Source organism: Micromonospora sp. NPDC005163 (assembly GCF_053599835.1).
In genome coordinates this window covers 105,017-121,046 of the sequence record NZ_JBSFYP010000002.1, presented here as the reverse complement: position 1 = coordinate 121,046, position 16,030 = coordinate 105,017, and the positions used below count along the sequence as shown (strand labels likewise).

The window sequence follows — 16,030 nt, the reverse complement described above, 5'->3', positions numbered from 1 at the left end:
CTCTACCGTCGCGTCGACCTGAGGTTCAGGCCACCCTGGACCAGCCTGCCGGAGCGACCGGCGGCAGACCCCGGGTTACCCACCTGGCGGGACGAGCGTGCCCGTCCCACCACCGGGTCAACGACTCACACCCCGCCCTCGACCCGCAGCACGCTGGTCACCGACCGGACGATGTCCAGGCCGCGCAGCTCGCCCACGGTCGCGGCGAGCGCGGCGTCCGGCGCCACGTGGGTGACGATCACCAGCTCGGCGTCGCCGTCCCGGCCGGGCGAGCCGCCGGCCGAACCCTGCCGCACGGTCGCGATCGACACGTCGTGCCGGGCGAACACGCCGGCCACCGCGGCCAGCACACCCGGACGGTCGGCCACGTCCAGGCTGACGTGGTAGCGGGTCAGCGCCTCGCCCATCGGCCGGACCGCCAGGTCGGCGTACGCGCTCTCGCTGGCCGCGCGCACCCCGGCGAGCCGGTTGCGGGCCACCGCCACCACGTCGCCGAGCACCGCGCTGGCGGTCGGCGCGCCACCCGCGCCCCGGCCGTAGAACATCAGCTCCCCGGCCGCGTCCGCCTCCACGAAGACCGCGTTGAACGCGTCGCCGACGCTTGCCAGCGGGTGGCTGCGCGGGATCATCGCCGGGTGCACCCGGACGCTGACCGTGTCCCGGCCGGCCGGGTCGACACCCCGGGCCGCGATGCAGAGCAGCTTGATCGTGCAGCCCATCGCCTGCGCGCTGGCCACGTCCGCGGCGGTCACCTCGGTGATCCCCTCCCGGTGCACGTCGGCGGCGCCGACCCGGGTGTGGAACGCCAGTGAGGCGAGGATCGCCGCCTTGGCCGCCGCGTCGAAGCCCTCCACGTCGGCGGTGGGGTCGGCCTCCGCGTACCCCAGCTCGGTGGCTTCTTCGAGGGCCTCGGCGAAGCCGGCGCCGGTGGCGTCCATGGCGGAGAGGATGAAGTTGGTGGTGCCGTTGACGATGCCGGTGACCCGGTTGATCCGGTCGCCGTGCAGCGACTCGCGCAGCGGGCGCAGCAGCGGGATGGCCCCGGCCACGGACGCCTCGTAGTAGAGGTCGCCACCGCCCTCGGCCGCCGCGTCGTGCAGCGCCACGCCGTCCTCGGCGAGCAGCGCCTTGTTGGCGGTGACCACGCTCTTGCCGGCGCGCAGCGCCTCGACCAGCCAGCTCCGGGCCGGCTCGATACCGCCGACCACCTCGATCACGACGTCCACGTCGTCGCGCTTGATCAGGCCGAGCGCGTCGGTGGTGAACAGGGTCGGGTCGATCGGCAGGTCACCGCGGTCCCGGCCGAGCCGACGGACGGCGATGCCGGCGATCTCCAGCGGTGCGCCGATCCGGGCGGCCAGGTCGATGCCCTGCTCGTGCAGCAGCCGGACCACCTCCTGGCCGACCGTGCCACAGCCGAGCAGCGCCAAGCGCACAGGTGACGTCATCCAACATCCAATGCGAGCAGGTCCTCTTCGGTTTCCCGCCGGACGATCAGACGCGCCTGGCCGTCGCGTACCGCGACCACCGGTGGCCGCGGTACGTGGTTGTAGTTGCTGGCCATGCTGCGGCAGTAGGCGCCCGTGCCGGGCACCGCGACAAGATCGCCGGGCTGCACGTCGGCGGGCAGGAATTCATCCTTCACCACGATGTCCCCGGACTCACAGTGCTTTCCCACCACGCGGGCGAGCATCGGCTGCGCCGTCGACGCCCGAGAGGCCAACGTCGCCGAGTACGAGGCGTCGTAGAGCGCGGTCCGGATGTTGTCGCTCATCCCGCCGTCCACGCTGACGTACGTCCGGATGCCGTCGAGATCCTTGACCGTGCCGACCTCGTAGAGGGTGAACACGGACGGCCCGACGATGGCCCGCCCCGGCTCGATGGAGAGCCGCGGCACGGCGAGCCGCTCGGCGGCGCACTCCGAGTCGACGATCTTGCGGAGCCGCTTGGCCAGGTCCTGTGGAGTGGCCGGGTCGTCCTGGGTGGTGTACGCGATGCCGAAACCGCCGCCCAGGTCCAGCTCGGGCAGCTCCACCCCGCGCGCGTCGCGGATCTGGGCCTGCAGGGCGAGCACCCGACGGGCGGAGACCTCGAAACCGCTGGCGTCGAAGATCTGCGAGCCGATGTGCGAGTGCAGGCCGCGCAGCTCCAGCACGCCCTCGTCGAGGACCTTGAACGCGGCCGCCGCGGCCGCGCCACCGGCCAGGGAGAAGCCGAACTTCTGGTCCTCGTGGGCGGTGGCGATGAACTCGTGGGTGTGCGCCTCGACCCCGACGGTGACCCGGACCAGGACCCGGGGGCGGACGCCCCGCTCGCGGGCCAGAGCGGTGAGCCGGTCGATCTCGATGAACGAGTCGAGGATGATCCGCCCGACACCGGCGTCCAGCGCCCGGGCCAGCTCGGTCACCGACTTGTTGTTGCCGTGGAAGCCGATCCGCTCCGGCGGCATCCCGGCCGCGAGGGCGGTGGCCAGCTCACCGCCGGTGCAGACGTCGAGGTGCAACCCCTCCTCGGCGATCATCCGGACCACAGCCCGGCACAGGAACGCCTTGCCGGCGTAGTAGACGTCCTCGGTCGGGAAGGCGGACCGGAAGTCCCGGCAGCGCGACCGCACGTCGTCCTCGTCCAGCACGTACATCGGGGTGCCGAACTCGGCCGCGAGGTCGCGGACGCTCAGGCCCGCGACGGCGAGCGCGCCGTCGGCGCCGCGCGTCACGGTGCGCGGCCACAGCCCCGGCATCAGGGCGTTGACGTCGTCCGGGGTACGCAGCCAGGCCGGCCCTCGGCTGCCGATGTCGCCGTGCAGCGCACCAGCCTCGTGAGCACGCATCAGGTACTACATCCTCTCGGGAGCGGAGACGCCGAGCAGGTGCAGGCCGTTGGCGATCACCGTGCGGGTGGCGTTGTTGAGCCAGAGCCGTGCCCGGTGCAGGTCGGTGACCTCCTCGTCGCCCAACGGCAGCACCCGGCAGTTGTCGTAGAACCGGTGGAAGGAGGCGGCGACGCTCTCCTCCAGGTAGCGGGCCACCCGGTGCGGCTCCCGCAGCTCGGCGGCGGTGGCCACCACCGCCGGGAACTCGGCGAGCGCCTTGAGCAGCTCGTTCTCCTTCTCGTGCCCGAGCAGCTCGGGGCGGAACGCGTCGGCGTCGCCTTGGAGCAGCCCCACCTCGGCGGCGTTGCGGGCCACACCCGCCGTCCGGGCCGCCACGTACTGCACGTAGTAGACCGGGTTGTCGCGGGTCGCCCGGGTCCACAGCTCGATGTCGATGTCGATCGGCGAGTCGCTGGAGTAGCGAGCCAGCGCGTACCGGGAGGCGTCCACCCCGATCGCGTCGACCAGGTCCTCCAGGGTGATCACCGTGCCGGCCCGCTTGCTCATCCGCATCGGGGCGCCGTCGCGCAGCAGGCTGACCAGCTGGCCGATGAGGATCTCCAGGTTGCGCTCCGGGTCGTCCCCGAAGCACGCGGCCATCGCCTTCATCCGGCCGATGTAGCCGTGGTGGTCGGCGCCCAGCATGATCACGACCCGCTCGAAGCCGCGCTCCCGCTTGTCCAGGTAGTAGGCGCAGTCCGCGGCGAAGTACGTCCACTCGCCGTCGGACTTGCGCAGCACCCGGTCCTTGTCGTCACCGAAGTCGGTGGTGCGCAGCCAGGTGGCGCCGGCGGACTCGTAGACCTGACCCTGCTCGCGCAGCCGGGCCAGGGCGAGGTCCAGCTCACCCCGGTCGTGCAGGTCCTTCTCGTTGAAGTAGGTGTCGAACTCCACCCCGAAGTCGCGCAGCGAGGAGCGGATCTCGTCGAACATCAGCGCGACGCCCTCGACCCGGAACACCTCCTGGGCGGCGGTGTCGTCCATGGTCAGCACGTCGGGCCGGCGGGCCTGCACCTCAGCGGTGATCTCGGAGATGTACGCCCCGCCGTACCCGTCCTCCGGCGCGGGCTGGCCCTTCGCGGCGGCGAGCAGCGAACGGGCGAACCGGTCGATCTGCGAGCCGGCGTCGTTGAAGTAGTACTCCGTGCCCACCTCGGCGCCGGTGGCCCGCAGCAGCCGGCTGAGCGCGTCACCGACGGCCGCCCAGCGGACCCCACCGATGTGCACCGGGCCGGTCGGGTTGGCCGAGACGAACTCCAGGTTGATCTTCTCGCCGGCGAGCCGGTCGCTGCGGCCATACTCCGCGCCGGCCTCGACGATCACCCGGGCGAGCTGGCCGGCGGCGGCCGCGTCCAGCCGGATGTTCAGGAAGCCTGGCCCGGCGATCTCCACCGACTTGACCCCGGGCGCCCGGCCCAGCTCATCGGCCAGGGCGGCGGCCAGCTCGCGCGGCGGCACACCCACCTTCTTGCTCAGCTGCAGGGCGAGCGTGGAGGCGTAGTCGCCGTGCTCGGGGTTGCGGGGTCGCTCCACCGCCGTACGCTCCGGCAGCGCGGCGTGGTCGAGGCCACGCTCGGCGAAGACGGCGTGGGCAGCGGTGAGGACGACCGAGGCTAGTTCTGCAGGAGTCACCGAACCATGTTATCGGGGGTAGACTCGGGCACTCGGCGGCGACCCTGCGCGTCATCCGGCCCGCCACCTCCCCTGACCAACCGACCTGACGAGGCACGATGAGCATCAGCACCCCGGGTGGCCCTGAGCGCCGCCCGACCGTGGTCAGCACCGGCAAGAAGCCGGCCGCGGGCCGGCCGGCGTCCGGCGCCAAGGCCGGCTCCGGCAAGCCGGCGGGCACTCCGCGGGCAGGTGGCAAGGGTCCCCGCAAGCCGATCGCCCCGGTCAAGGTGAGCCAGGGCCGGGCCTGGGGCCCGATCGCTCTCTTCGTCGCCGTGGGCGTGCTCGCGGCCGGCATCATCGGCTACGGCGCCTGGGCGTCGTTCCAGGGCGCCAAGCCGTGGGACAAGCGGGCGAACGCCATCGACGGCATCGTCAACATCCGCAAGTCGGACCCGGAAAGCCTGAAGTACGAGTCGCACAAGTCCGGCCCGCTGACCTGGAAGGTCTCGCCGCCGGTGGGTGGGGTGCACAACGCCGCCTGGCAGAACTGCATGGGCGAGGTGTACGACGCCCCGATCGCCAACGAGCACGCGGTGCACAGCCTGGAGCACGGCGCGGTGTGGATCACCTACCGCCCGGACCTGCCGAAGGACCAGGTCGACAAGCTCGCCGGCAAGGTGCGTGGCGTCGAGAAGACGATGATGAGCCCGTACGAGGGCCTGGACAAGCCGATCTCGCTCCAGGCCTGGGGCTTCCAGCTCAAGGTCGACAACGCCGACGACAAGCGGATCGACGAGTTCATCAAGGACCTGCGCGTGAACGCCTCCGTCGAGGGCCCGACCGCACTCTGCAACCAGGGTGTCACCGCCACCGGCACCACGCCGCGTGACCTCGACGCCCAGATGCCCACCCAGTAAGGACGGCGATGACTGCTCCCGCCACGACCGACAGCGAGCACGACGAGGCTCCGGTCGCCCCGGATCGGGGCGACCGCCCCGCGGCGCGGCGCTACGGCGTACTGGCCCTGGCCGCCATGCTGGTGGTGGGCCTGCTCCTCGGGTACGCCGGCGGCCTGCTCACCCCGGGCCTCACCCGGCCCGGTGACACCTCGGTCGAGGCGGGCTTCGCTCGGGACATGACGACGCACCACACCCAGGCGGTGGAGATGAGCCTGACCGCCTACCGGTCGGCGACGCTGCCCGGGGTACGGCAGATGGCCGTGGACATCGCCACCGGGCAGCAGGGCGAGATCGGCGCCATGCAGACCTGGCTGCGGGAGTGGGAGCTGAGCCCGACCGGGTCGCAGCCTCCGATGTCGTGGATGTCCGACGGGGCGACCGTGAAGAACGGGCTGATGCCGGGGATGGCGACCCCGCAGGAGATGGCCGGGCTGCGCGACGCCCAGGGCGTCGAGGTCGACCGCCAGTTCCTGACCCTGATGATCAACCATCACCTCGGCGGCATCCACATGATCGACGCGGTGCTCGGCGAGACCGACAACGCCGAGGTGCTTCGGGTGGCGCGCACCATGAAGGCCACCCAACAGAACGAGCTGAACAACCTCCGGCAGCTCCAGGCGCAGGCCAAGGGCTGATCCACCGTACGGGCACACCGGGCCCGCGTCATCGCCGTGAAACCGGCGGGGCGCGGGCCCTACTGATGCCCCTTGCCCCCTGTCGTCCCTTTTGGGCGCTTTGGTCGGTCCAACCGATTACGTTGCTTAGAGAGTTTTCTCCACACATATCGTGACCAGTTGCGATTCGGGCTCGTTGCCCAAGACGTGGGGGTTGCACTCAGAGACGCACGGCGTTCGGTCACCAGCTGGTGCCGGCGCCACACCATCGGCGGTGACGGGGCGGTGGCAGCCGTCCGTCGCGGACAGCGGCAGGGCGAGCCGGGAATGCTCAGCCGCGAACAGGAACTCGAACTGATCGACGTGCTGCGGGGCGTCCACCCCGACGAGTTCGGCCTGGACGAGGAGCTGTGGACGCGGCAGAGCCTCACCGCGCTCATCCAGCGCCGGTTCGACCTGCCGCTGGACGCGGGCGCGGTCGGGGCGTACCTGCGGGCCTGGGGGTTGGGTCCGCGGGAGCCGCGCGAGCGCGCCTGCGGGCTCTGCGTCAGCGCGGTCGAACGCTGGGTACGCAGCGAGTACCCGACGATCACCCGGTCCGCCCAGGAGCACCTCGCCGAGGTCTACTGGATCGGCCGGGTGCGGCTGCGCGGCACCATGCCGGCGGCCGACGTGATCTCCGCCGTCTCGTCCCGCGGCCGGGTGCGCTTCATGATCACCACACCGACGGTCGACCCGCCACTCCCTCGCGACTTCGTGTTGCGACTCAGCGGCGAGGAGCAGCGCACCGTTCACCTGATCGTGGACGGCTCGTGGCCGCGCAACGAGTGGCCGCGCCGGCCTCCCCGGCGGATCGTGCTGCACCCGCTGCCCAGCTGTGGCCGGGCGGTCGCGGCCTGACCGTCCGTTTCGGGCGGCCGGGCGGCCCCGTTTCGGGCGGCCGGGCGGCCTGACCACCAGGGGCATCGGGCAATCGGCGACACGATCGGGGCACCGGATACCGATTCGGCGTTCGTGATGGAGGTTTGCTAGTCTTCTCCAGTCGCTGAGCCCCCGTAGCTCAGGGGATAGAGCACCGCCCTCCGGAGGCGGGGGCGCAGGTTCGAATCCTGCCGGGGGCACCAAAGAACACCGAAGCCCGGGCCGTCGGCCCGGGCTTCGCCGCTTCCCAGGCCCGCCAGACCGCACGCCGAGCCCAAGATCGCGCTCGATGCGGGAAGGGGTGGCCTCGCCGCGTCGATGATCCCACTGCTTCCTGGATCGAGCGCGATCCTCCCGGGCGGGGCGCGCTCGGCGCTGGGGGACGCCCTGGTATCTGTTAACAACCCTTGATATTAAGCTTCACGAACGTCAATATGTGGAGGTCGCGGGTCGTCGAAGCCTGGGGAGTGAGCCATGAGAAGCCGTCGAATTTTCGCAGTGGCAGCCGGAGCGGCGATGACCGTCGCGGCCGCCGTCGCCTTCGTCCCCACCAGCATGGCCGCCGTGTCGTCGGCGGACGCCGCCGTGCTGGTCGCCTGCACCGCGCCGGCCTGGGCCGAGGGCAACACCTACCCGGCGGGCGGGCAGGTCACCTACGGCGGTCGGCTCCACCAGGCTCTGGTCACCCACACCGCACACCCCGGCGCCGGCTGGAACCCGGCCGCGACCCCGTCGCTGTGGCGTGACCTGGGCGCGTGCTCGGGAGGCACCCCGCCACCGACCACACCTCCACCCACCACGCCGCCACCGACCACGCCGCCACCGACCACGCCGCCGCCGACCACCCCGCCACCGACCGGTGGGACCTGTGGGGTGAAGTCGCGGCCCGCCGGCAAGGTGCTGCAGGGCTACTGGGAGAACTGGGATGGCGCCTCCAACGGCGTGCACCCCGGCCTCGGGTGGATCCCGATCACCGACAGCCGGCTCAGCCAGCACGGCTCCAACGTGATCAACGCGGCTTTCCCGGTGATCCGCGCGGACGGCACGGTGCTCTGGGAGAACGGCATGGACGCTGGCGTGAAGGTGGCCACCCCGGCCGAGATGTGCCAGGCCAAGGCCGCTGGCGCCACCATCCTGATGTCGATCGGCGGGGCTGCGGCGGGCATCGACCTGAGCTCCAGCGCGGTCGCCGACCGCTTCATCGCGACGATCGTGCCGATCCTGACGGCCTACCACTTCGACGGCATCGACATCGACATCGAGACCGGCCTGACCGGTAGCGGCAACATCAACACCTTGTCCACGTCGCAGGCCAACCTGATCCGGATCATCGACGGAGTGCTGGCCCGGATGCCGTCGAACTTCGGCCTGACCATGGCGCCGGAGACGGCCTACGTCACCGGCGGCAGCGTGGTCTATGGCTCGATCTGGGGTTCGTACCTGCCGATCATCAAGAAGTACGTGGACAACGGCCGGCTCTGGTGGCTGAACATGCAGTACTACAACGGCAGCATGTACGGCTGCGCGGGCGACTCGTACCCCGCCGGCACCGTGCAGGGCTTCACGGTGCAGACGCAGTGCCTGAACAACGGCCTGACCATCCAGGGCACCACCATCCGCGTGCCGTACGACAAGCAGGTTCCGGGCCTGCCCGCGCAGACCGGTGCGGGCGGCGGCTACATGTCGACGTCGCTGGTCACGCAGGCGTGGAACTCCGTACCCGGCATCAAGGGTCTGATGACCTGGTCGGCGAACTGGGACGGGTCGAAGGGCTGGACGTTCGGCGACAACGTGAAGCGTCTGCAGGGACGCTGAAAGCGCATCACCCCAGCTGATGGCCTCCGCGGGAGCGCCCTCGCCCGCGGAGACCACGGCTCGTCGGGGCGTACCGTCAGCCGGCTTCGCGGCGGGCGCGGGCTCGGCGCTTCCCCTCGTGCATGGCCTGCACCCGGGCCACCGGGATGGTCCGCCCCTCGGCCACGAGGTCGGCGGGCAGCGGCTGCGGCGCCGGCATCGACGCGGCCCACGGGTCGGCCCCGGCCACCAGAGCCGGCACGGTCCGGATGGTGAAATCGGCCGGGGTCACCTCGGTCAGGTCGGCCCAGTCGACCGGAAAGGAGACCGGCATCCCGGGGCGCAGCCGCGGGCTGTACGCGGCCACCACGGTCGCCCCACCGGCCCGCGTGGCGTCCACGAAGACCCGGCCGCCCCGGTCCTCCCGGATGAACGCCGTGGTGGCCAGCGCCGGGTCCAGCCGCTCGGCCCGGGCGGCCACCGCCCGGGTGGCGGCGGCCAGCTCCTCGGCCGTGGGGCCGTCGGAGATCGGGACGAAGACGTGCACACCCTTGGCACCACTGGTCTTGACGGCCCCGGACAGGCCGGCGTCGGCGAGCGCCTGGCGAACCAGCAGCGCGGCGCCGACCGCCGCGGCGAACCCGTCCCCCTCCGGCGGGTCCAGGTCGAGCACCAGGTGGGTCGGGCGGTGCAGGTCCGCCGCGGTGGCCAGCGTCGGGTGGTACTCCACCGCCCGCTGGTTGGCGAACCAGAGCAGGGTGCGCCGGTCGTCGCAGAGGGCGTACGAGACCTCCCGGTGTGACGCCTCGGCCCAGACCGGCACCCGGCGGACCCAGTCCGGGGTGTAGCGGGGCAGATTCTTCTGCATGAACGGCGGCTGGCCGGGGCGGACCCGGATCACCGACAACGGCCGGTCCCGCAACTGCGGGAGGATCCGGTCCCAGACCGCGTCGAGGTAGTCGACCAGGTCGCGCTTGGTCGCGTCGTCGCGGTCGGACAGCGGCTGGTCGAGGTTGGTCAGGGCCACCCCGTCCCGGGTTTCGTCAGCCTCGCTCACCCGCTCACCCTCCCGGCCCCGACGCCGTCGGTCAACTGGACGCGGCGCTTCGCTGCCGCTCGATTCCGGCGCGCGGCGCGGCGCGCCGGGCACCCGGCAGCGTGGTCAGCGCGACCAGCAGCGCGGCGACCACCAGGGCGGCGGCGACGGTGAACGCGATCCGGTAGCCGCCGGCCAGTGCTGCCACCTCGGCCCAGCCGGCGGCCCGCAGACCCTCGGTGCGCGTGGCGGCCAGGGTCGCCAGCGCGGCCAGCCCGACCGCCCCGCCGACCTGCTGGGTGGTGTTGGCCAGCCCGGACGCCAGCCCGGCGTCCGCGTCGGTTGCGCCGGCCATGGCGAGCGTGGTGACCGCCGGCAGGGTCAGGCCACCGGCCACCCCGAAGATCAGCATCGCGGGAAGCACGTCGGCGAGGTAGCCGCCGTCGGCGGGCAGCCGACCGAGCAGCAGGAAACCGACGGTGGCCAGGCCGAGCCCGGCCAGCAGCACGGCCCGGGCGCCCCACCGGGCGATCAGCCGACCGGCCAGGCCCAGCGACACCACCGCGATCACCACCGGGGTGGGCAGGAAGGCCCAGCCGGTCGCCGCCGCGTCCAGCCCGAGAACCAGTTGCAGCTCCACGGCGAGCAGGAACTGGAAGCCGAAGTACCCGGAGATCATGAGGAACTGCACGGCGTTCGCCGCGACCAGGCCGGGGACGCGCAGCACGCGGGCCGGCAGAAGCGGGACGGGCGCCACCCGCTGGCGGACCGCGAACCCGCTGAGCAGCAACGCCGCGAGCGCCGCCGCGCCGAGGGTCCGCGGGCTGGTCCAGCCGTGCTCACCGGTCCCCACGATGCCCAGCACGGCGGCCATCAGTCCGGCGGTGGCGAGCAGCGCGCCGGGCAGGTCCAGGCCCGACCGCAGGCCGATGCCCCGCTCGGCGGGGAGCCGGCGGACGGCGGCCAGCACGATGGCCGCCCCGATCGGCAGGTTGACCAGGAAGATCGACCGCCAGCCGGCCAGCTCGGTGAGCACCCCACCGGCCACCGTGCCGACCGACGCCCCCGCCGCCCCGGTGAAACTGAAGACGGCGATCGCGCGGGCCCGCTCGGCCGGCTCGGGATAGAGCCGGACGATCATGCCGAGGCTGACCGCCATGGCCAGCGCGCCGCCGACACCCTGGCCGAAGCGGGCGCCGACCAGGACGGCCGGCCCGGTGGCCAGCGCGCAGGCCAGCGAGGCCAGGGTGAACAGCGCGATGCCGGCCAGGAAGATCCGCCGCCGGCCGAGCAGGTCGCCGAGGCGGCCGGAGAGCAGCAGCAGCCCGCCGAAAGCGACCAGGTAGGCGTTGACCACCCAGGCCAGGCCGGCGGCGGTGAAGCCCAGGTCGCGTTGCACGGCGGGCAGCGCCACCGCGACGACGCTGCCGTCCAGGATGATCATCAGGCTGCCGGCGCAGAGCACGAGCAGCGCCGGCCAGCGGGACGGGACCGAACGGTCCATCGGAACGCCTCCTTGGTGCATGGTTTGTTACCGACGCCATCGTCTGTGACCATGAGTGAGGGCGGAAGGAGGCACTGTGATGTCCCAGAGGAACAGCGATGTGTCCGCGCTGGTCGAGCTGACCTGCGCGCCGGGGAACGTGCCGTTCACCACAGGTCAGGCCCGGGCGTGCACCGTCCGCGAGGTGCTCGACCGGGTCGGCGGCAAGTGGAGCATCAGCATCCTGGTGTCCGCCTCGAATGGCCCGGTGCGCTTCACCGAACTGGAGCGGCACATCGAGGGGATCAGCCGCCGGATGCTCACGCTGACCCTGCGCAACCTGGAACGCGACGGCCTGCTGCACCGCACGGTCTATCCGACCGTCCCACCCAAGGTCGAGTACACGGCGACCCCGATGGCGTTGGAGCTCTACGAGTCGCTGGTGGCGCTGACCAGCTGGGCCGAGCGGCACCGCCGGGGCATCGCCGAGGCGCGGACCAGGTACGACGCGGAGCACGCCGGTTAAACCGGGCCGGGGTGTGGGGAACGCCACCGTGGCAATCTGACCGATCGGTCAGGGTCTGACCGATCGGTCAGGCATGCTGGTCTGCGGGAGGTGGACCGGTGATGGCCAGAGCGGTGTCCGAGACGCACGGCGAGATCCTCGCCGCGGCGGCGCGACGGTTCGCGGTGACCGGCTACCGGGGCACCTCGTTGCAGGACATCGCCCGCGAGGTCGGCTGCTCCAAGGCCACCGTGCTCTACCACTTCGCCAACAAGGAAGCCCTGCTCGCCGAGCTGATGGCCCCGGCCATCGCCGTCCTGCAGGAGCTCGACGACCGGCTCACCGGCCTGACCGGCGGGGCCGCCCAGCAGGTCGCCGCCGCGGGCTTCGTCGACCTCGCGGTGCGCTTCCGGCGGGAGATCGCGCTGCTCCGCGGCGAGTTCCCGGAGCTGCTGGCCCAGCCGGCCTTCGCGCACATCCAGCAGATCTCCGAGCGCCTGCGGGACGCCTTCGCCGGGCACTCCGACCGGCCAGGCGCCCGGATCGCCGCGCTGGTGCTGCTCGCCGGCATTTCCGAGGCGTGCGCCGAGTTCGTCGACGTTCCCGACGACGAGTTGCGCCCCGCCCTGCTCGCCCTCGTCCGGCGGGCCGTCGAGCCCGTCGAGTCCCCCCTGCCCCAACCACCCACGACCGAGGACAAGGAATCCTGATGGCCACCCTGCTCTACCGGCTCGGCCGGGGCGCGCTGCGTCGGCGACGGCTCGTCGTCGCGCTCTGGCTCGTCGTACTCGTCGTCGCCGGCCTGGCCGCGGCGACCCTGCGCGGCCCGACGGCGAGCAACTTCACCATGCCCGGCACCGAGAGCCAGCGGGCGCTCGACCTGCTCGCGCAGCAGTTCCCCGCAGCCAGTGGCGCCACCGGCACCATCGCGGTCAAGGCACCGGGTGACGGCCAGTTGGCCAGCCCGCAGGGCCAGGCCGTGGTGCAGGAGATCGTCCAGCAGGCATCGACACTGCCCGGCGTGGTCGGCGCCGTCGACCCGTTCCAGGTCGGCGCCGTCTCGCCCAACGGCCGGTACGCGCTGGTCCAGGTCCAGTTCGCCACCGGAGCGGACGAGGTGACCGACGAGCAGAAGACCGCGTACGAGCAGGTCGGCGCGGCGGCCGAGGCGCAGGGCTGGCAGGTCGCCCCGGGCGGCGAGGTGCTGGGCGGTGAGCCGGAGATCGGCTCCACCGAGGCGCTCGGTGTGCTGGTCGCCGCGATCGTACTGATCATCACGTTCGGCTCGCTGGTGGCCGCCGGCATGACGATGCTCAACGCCCTCATCGGCGTGGGCGTCGGCATGGCCGGCCTGTTCGCGCTGAGCAGCGTCGTGCAGTTGACCAGCACCGCGCCGATCCTGGCGCTGATGCTCGGCCTCGCGGTCGGCATCGACTACTCGCTGTTCATCACCTCCCGGCACCGGCAGAACCTGCTCGACGGCCTGTCCCCCGAGGAGGCGGTCGGCCGGGCCGTGGGTACGGCCGGCTCCGCCGTGGTCTTCGCGGGCGCCACCGTCGTCATCGCCCTGGCCGGGCTCGCCGTGGTGGACATTCCGTTCCTCACCGTGATGGGTCTCGCCGCCGCCGGCACGGTCACCGTCGCGGTGCTCGTCGCCATCACCCTCCAGCCCGCGCTGCTCGGCTTCGCCGGTCGCCGGGTGCTTCCCCGCCGGCTGCGCTCGGTCACCGCCGACAGCATCCCGGCCGACGACACGGACGCCGACCGCCCGGCTACCGCCACCGCGCGGTCCGAGGACCGGTCCGGCTTCGGCTTCCGCTGGGCGCGGCTGGTCACCCGGTTCCGCGTACCGGTCATCCTCGTCGGCCTGCTCGGCCTCGGAGTCCTCGCGCTGCCCACGCCGGACATGCGGCTGGCCCTGCCGGACGCCTCCACGGCGGCCGCCGGCTCGCCCGCCCGGGTGTCGAACGACCTGACCACCGAGGGCTTCGGTGCGGGCTTCACCGGCCGCCTCGCGGTGGTGGTCGCGGGCGACACGCCACAGGCCACCTCGGCCGCGGTGCCGCAGGTCACCGCGCTGCTCCAGCGCACCGACAACGTGCTCGCGGTGGCGCCGGCGCAGCTCAGCCCGGACGGCCGGACCGCCCTGCTCGGGGTGGTGCCGAAGACCGGCCCGACCGACGAGGCCACCGAAACCCTGGTGCACGACATCCGTGCCTCCGTGGGCGGGATCCGCGACGCGGACGTGCTGCTCACCGGCGTCACCGCGATCGGCATCGACGTCTCCGAGAAGCTCTCCGACGCGCTGCCGGTCTATCTGCTGCTGGTGGTCGGGCTCTCGGTGCTGCTGCTGATGCTGGTGTTCCGTTCGCTGCTGGTGCCGGTCAAGGCCGCGCTGGGCTTCCTGCTGACCGTCGCCGCCACGTTCGGCATCACGGTGGCGGTCTTCCAGCAGGGGCACCTCGCCGACCTCGTCGGCCTGGACACCCCGGGCCCGCTGATCAGCTTCCTGCCGATCCTGCTCATCGGGATCCTGTTCGGGCTCGCGATGGACTACGAGGTGTTCCTGGTGTCCCGCATGCGGGAGGACTTCGTGAACGGCGAGTCGGCCCGGCAGGCCACCATCAGCGGCATGGGGCACGGCGCCCGGGTGGTCACCGCCGCCGCACTCATCATGATCTCGGTCTTCGGAGGCTTCGCCTTCCTGGAGGATCCGGTGATCAAGTCGATGGGCTTCGCGCTCGCCGTGGGTGTGGCCATCGACGCCTTCGTGGTGCGGATGACCATCGTTCCCGCAATAATGTCGCTGCTCGGCGACCGCGCCTGGTGGCTCCCGCGCTGGCTCAACCGCGCCCTACCGAACGTCGACATCGAGGGTGAAGGCCTGCGCGCGAAGCTCACGGACCGCACCCCGGCCGGCGTCTGACCCTCCCGCTGCCCGGCCCGGTCAGACGCCGGCGGGGTAGGTCTCCATCTCGCCGGAGACGGCCGGGACGGGCAGCGGGTGCAGGGCGGTGGTCTCGTCGCACCAGATGAAGGCGTCGTAGCGTTCGCCGAGTCGGGTGGGCACGTAGTTGCCCCAGGACTCGAAGGACGGGTCGTAGACCACTCCGATCGCCCGGTGGTCCGCGGTGCCGGTGACCCAGCCCGGCTGGTCGTCGCCGCCGAAGACCAGCACCGCCCGCTCCGGCATCAGCTGGTGCAGCCGCCGCTCCACCGATCCCTCCCGGGCCGGCGGGACGACCATCGCCTCGGCCGGTGACCCCCATCGGGGGGCGGCGATCGCCGTACCCCGGTAGCTGCCGAAGCCGATCAGCGCCACGGCGTCGTCGCCGTGCCGCTCCCGGGCCAACTGGCCGATGTTGATCATCCCGTCGGTGACCATGTCGGTGGCCCGGGCGTCCCCGACGTGGGTGTTGTGCGCCCAGACGATCCCGCGGGCGTCCGGGCCGTACCGGTCCAGCAGCCGGTCCAGGGTGTCCTGCATGTGGATGTCGCGGATGTTCCACGAATCCGGTCCGCCGGTCACCATCGCCCGGTAGTAACGCTCCGCGCCGGCCACCACCTCCGCGTTCTGCCACGCCGAGAAGCGGTCCGGGCCGTCGGAGAGTGCCTGCTCCCGGGTCCTGGCCAGCAGTCGCACCACCTCCTCCTCGCACCGGGCGGAGACGAACCGGCTGGCCGCGCCGTACTCCTCGACCCGCTTGCCGTACGGCTCGAAGCACCGGTACGCGTCCTGCGCCGCCTCCAGCGAGGTCGGATCCTCCTCCCCCAGATAGTCGAAGATCGCCTGCATCGACTCCCAGAGGCTGTACACGTCGAGCCCGTGGAATCCAGCCCGTTGGCCCTCCGCGCGCTCCAGGTTCCACGCCCGCAGCCAGCGGCAGAACCGAGCCACCTCGGCGTTGGCCCACATCCAGGTCGGCCACCGCTCGAACCGCTCGAGCGCCGCCTGCGGGTCGAGAGCGCCGCCCGGCGCACCGGTGACCGAGCGGTGCACCCGGTCACAGTCCGGCCAGTCGCCTTCGACGGCCACGAACGAGAAGCCGCACTCCGCGATCAGCCGGCGGGTGAGCTGCTCGCGCAGCCGGTAGTAGTCGTAGCTGCCGTGGGTGGACTCGCCGATCATCACCACCCGGGCGTCCCGGACGCGCTCCAGCAACGGGTCGAAGTCGCTCGGCGCGCCGAGCCGCTGAACCAGCATGTCCGCGGCTACCCGGCGGCCGCTCCGA

12 protein-coding genes, 1 tRNA gene and 2 pseudogenes are annotated in these 16,030 nt (G+C 72.2%); 9 read left to right on the top strand and 6 right to left on the bottom strand.

Annotated features, from left to right (window positions below; genetic code table 11):
* Positions 1–125: 125 nt before the first annotated feature.
* The 3 genes from ACWD6N_RS02285 to argS are packed head-to-tail and all read right to left on the bottom strand — an operon-like array spanning position 126 to position 4,504.
* Positions 126–1,436, bottom strand: coding sequence for a homoserine dehydrogenase (locus ACWD6N_RS02285; protein WP_354964012.1), 1,311 nt, complete (start codon positions 1,434–1,436; stop codon positions 126–128).
* Between the two features lie 8 nt (positions 1,437–1,444).
* On the bottom strand, positions 1,445–2,830 hold the full coding sequence (gene lysA / locus ACWD6N_RS02280) for a diaminopimelate decarboxylase (RefSeq protein WP_354963826.1): 1,386 nt from the start codon (positions 2,828–2,830) through the stop codon (positions 1,445–1,447).
* A 6-nt stretch (positions 2,831–2,836) separates the two neighbouring features.
* Positions 2,837–4,504: an arginine--tRNA ligase gene (gene argS, locus ACWD6N_RS02275; protein WP_354963825.1), complete on the bottom strand. Its 1,668-nt coding sequence runs from the start codon at positions 4,502–4,504 to the stop codon at positions 2,837–2,839.
* A gap of 98 nt (positions 4,505–4,602) precedes the next feature.
* On the opposite strand from argS, the gene ACWD6N_RS02270 reads away from it, so the two are divergent.
* The 5 genes from ACWD6N_RS02270 (at position 4,603) to ACWD6N_RS02250 (ending at position 8,795) form a co-directional block, all read left to right on the top strand.
* The gene (locus ACWD6N_RS02270; RefSeq protein WP_354963824.1) at positions 4,603–5,403 is read left to right on the top strand and encodes a DUF3105 domain-containing protein; all 801 of its coding nucleotides are present in this window, start codon (positions 4,603–4,605) and stop codon (positions 5,401–5,403) included.
* Positions 5,404–5,411: 8 nt separating this feature from the next.
* Positions 5,412–6,080: a DUF305 domain-containing protein gene (locus tag ACWD6N_RS02265; protein ID WP_354963823.1), complete on the top strand. Its 669-nt coding sequence runs from the start codon at positions 5,412–5,414 to the stop codon at positions 6,078–6,080.
* A 186-nt stretch (positions 6,081–6,266) separates the two neighbouring features.
* On the top strand, positions 6,267–6,959 hold the full coding sequence (locus ACWD6N_RS02260) for a winged helix-turn-helix domain-containing protein (RefSeq protein WP_354964011.1): 693 nt from the start codon (positions 6,267–6,269) through the stop codon (positions 6,957–6,959).
* 149 nt (positions 6,960–7,108) lie between these two features.
* Positions 7,109–7,183 (top strand) — tRNA-Arg (locus tag ACWD6N_RS02255).
* A gap of 271 nt (positions 7,184–7,454) precedes the next feature.
* The gene (locus tag ACWD6N_RS02250) at positions 7,455–8,795 is read left to right on the top strand and encodes a carbohydrate-binding protein (protein WP_450004377.1); all 1,341 of its coding nucleotides are present in this window, start codon (positions 7,455–7,457) and stop codon (positions 8,793–8,795) included.
* Between the two features lie 76 nt (positions 8,796–8,871).
* Here ACWD6N_RS02250 and ligD read toward each other — a convergent pair whose 3' ends face one another.
* Positions 8,872–9,831, bottom strand: coding sequence for a non-homologous end-joining DNA ligase (gene ligD / locus ACWD6N_RS02245; RefSeq protein ID WP_354963821.1), 960 nt, complete (start codon positions 9,829–9,831; stop codon positions 8,872–8,874).
* A gap of 31 nt (positions 9,832–9,862) precedes the next feature.
* Entirely contained in the window at positions 9,863–11,314 is a 1,452-nt protein-coding gene (locus tag ACWD6N_RS02240; protein WP_354963820.1) for an MFS transporter, read from the bottom strand.
* 76 nt (positions 11,315–11,390) lie between these two features.
* On the opposite strand from ACWD6N_RS02240, the gene ACWD6N_RS02235 reads away from it, so the two are divergent.
* The 4 genes and pseudogenes from ACWD6N_RS02235 to ACWD6N_RS02220 form a co-directional block, all read left to right on the top strand.
* Positions 11,391–11,819 (top strand): winged helix-turn-helix transcriptional regulator, encoded by a 429-nt coding sequence (locus tag ACWD6N_RS02235; RefSeq protein WP_354963819.1) that lies wholly within the window; start codon positions 11,391–11,393, stop codon positions 11,817–11,819.
* Positions 11,820–11,920: 101 nt separating this feature from the next.
* Positions 11,921–12,508: a TetR/AcrR family transcriptional regulator gene (locus tag ACWD6N_RS02230; RefSeq protein ID WP_354963818.1), complete on the top strand. Its 588-nt coding sequence runs from the start codon at positions 11,921–11,923 to the stop codon at positions 12,506–12,508.
* Positions 12,508–13,575, top strand: a pseudogene (locus tag ACWD6N_RS02225) (MMPL family transporter); the annotation flags it as partial. The gene ACWD6N_RS02230 and the pseudogene ACWD6N_RS02225, both read left to right, overlap by 1 nt.
* A 6-nt stretch (positions 13,576–13,581) precedes the next feature.
* Positions 13,582–14,724: pseudogene (locus tag ACWD6N_RS02220) on the top strand (MMPL family transporter); the annotation flags it as partial.
* A 21-nt stretch (positions 14,725–14,745) separates the two neighbouring features.
* Here the strand turns inward: ACWD6N_RS02220 and ACWD6N_RS02215 are convergent.
* Positions 14,746–16,002 (bottom strand): erythromycin esterase family protein, encoded by a 1,257-nt coding sequence (locus ACWD6N_RS02215; protein WP_354963816.1) that lies wholly within the window; start codon positions 16,000–16,002, stop codon positions 14,746–14,748.
* Positions 16,003–16,030: the final 28 nt, after the last annotated feature.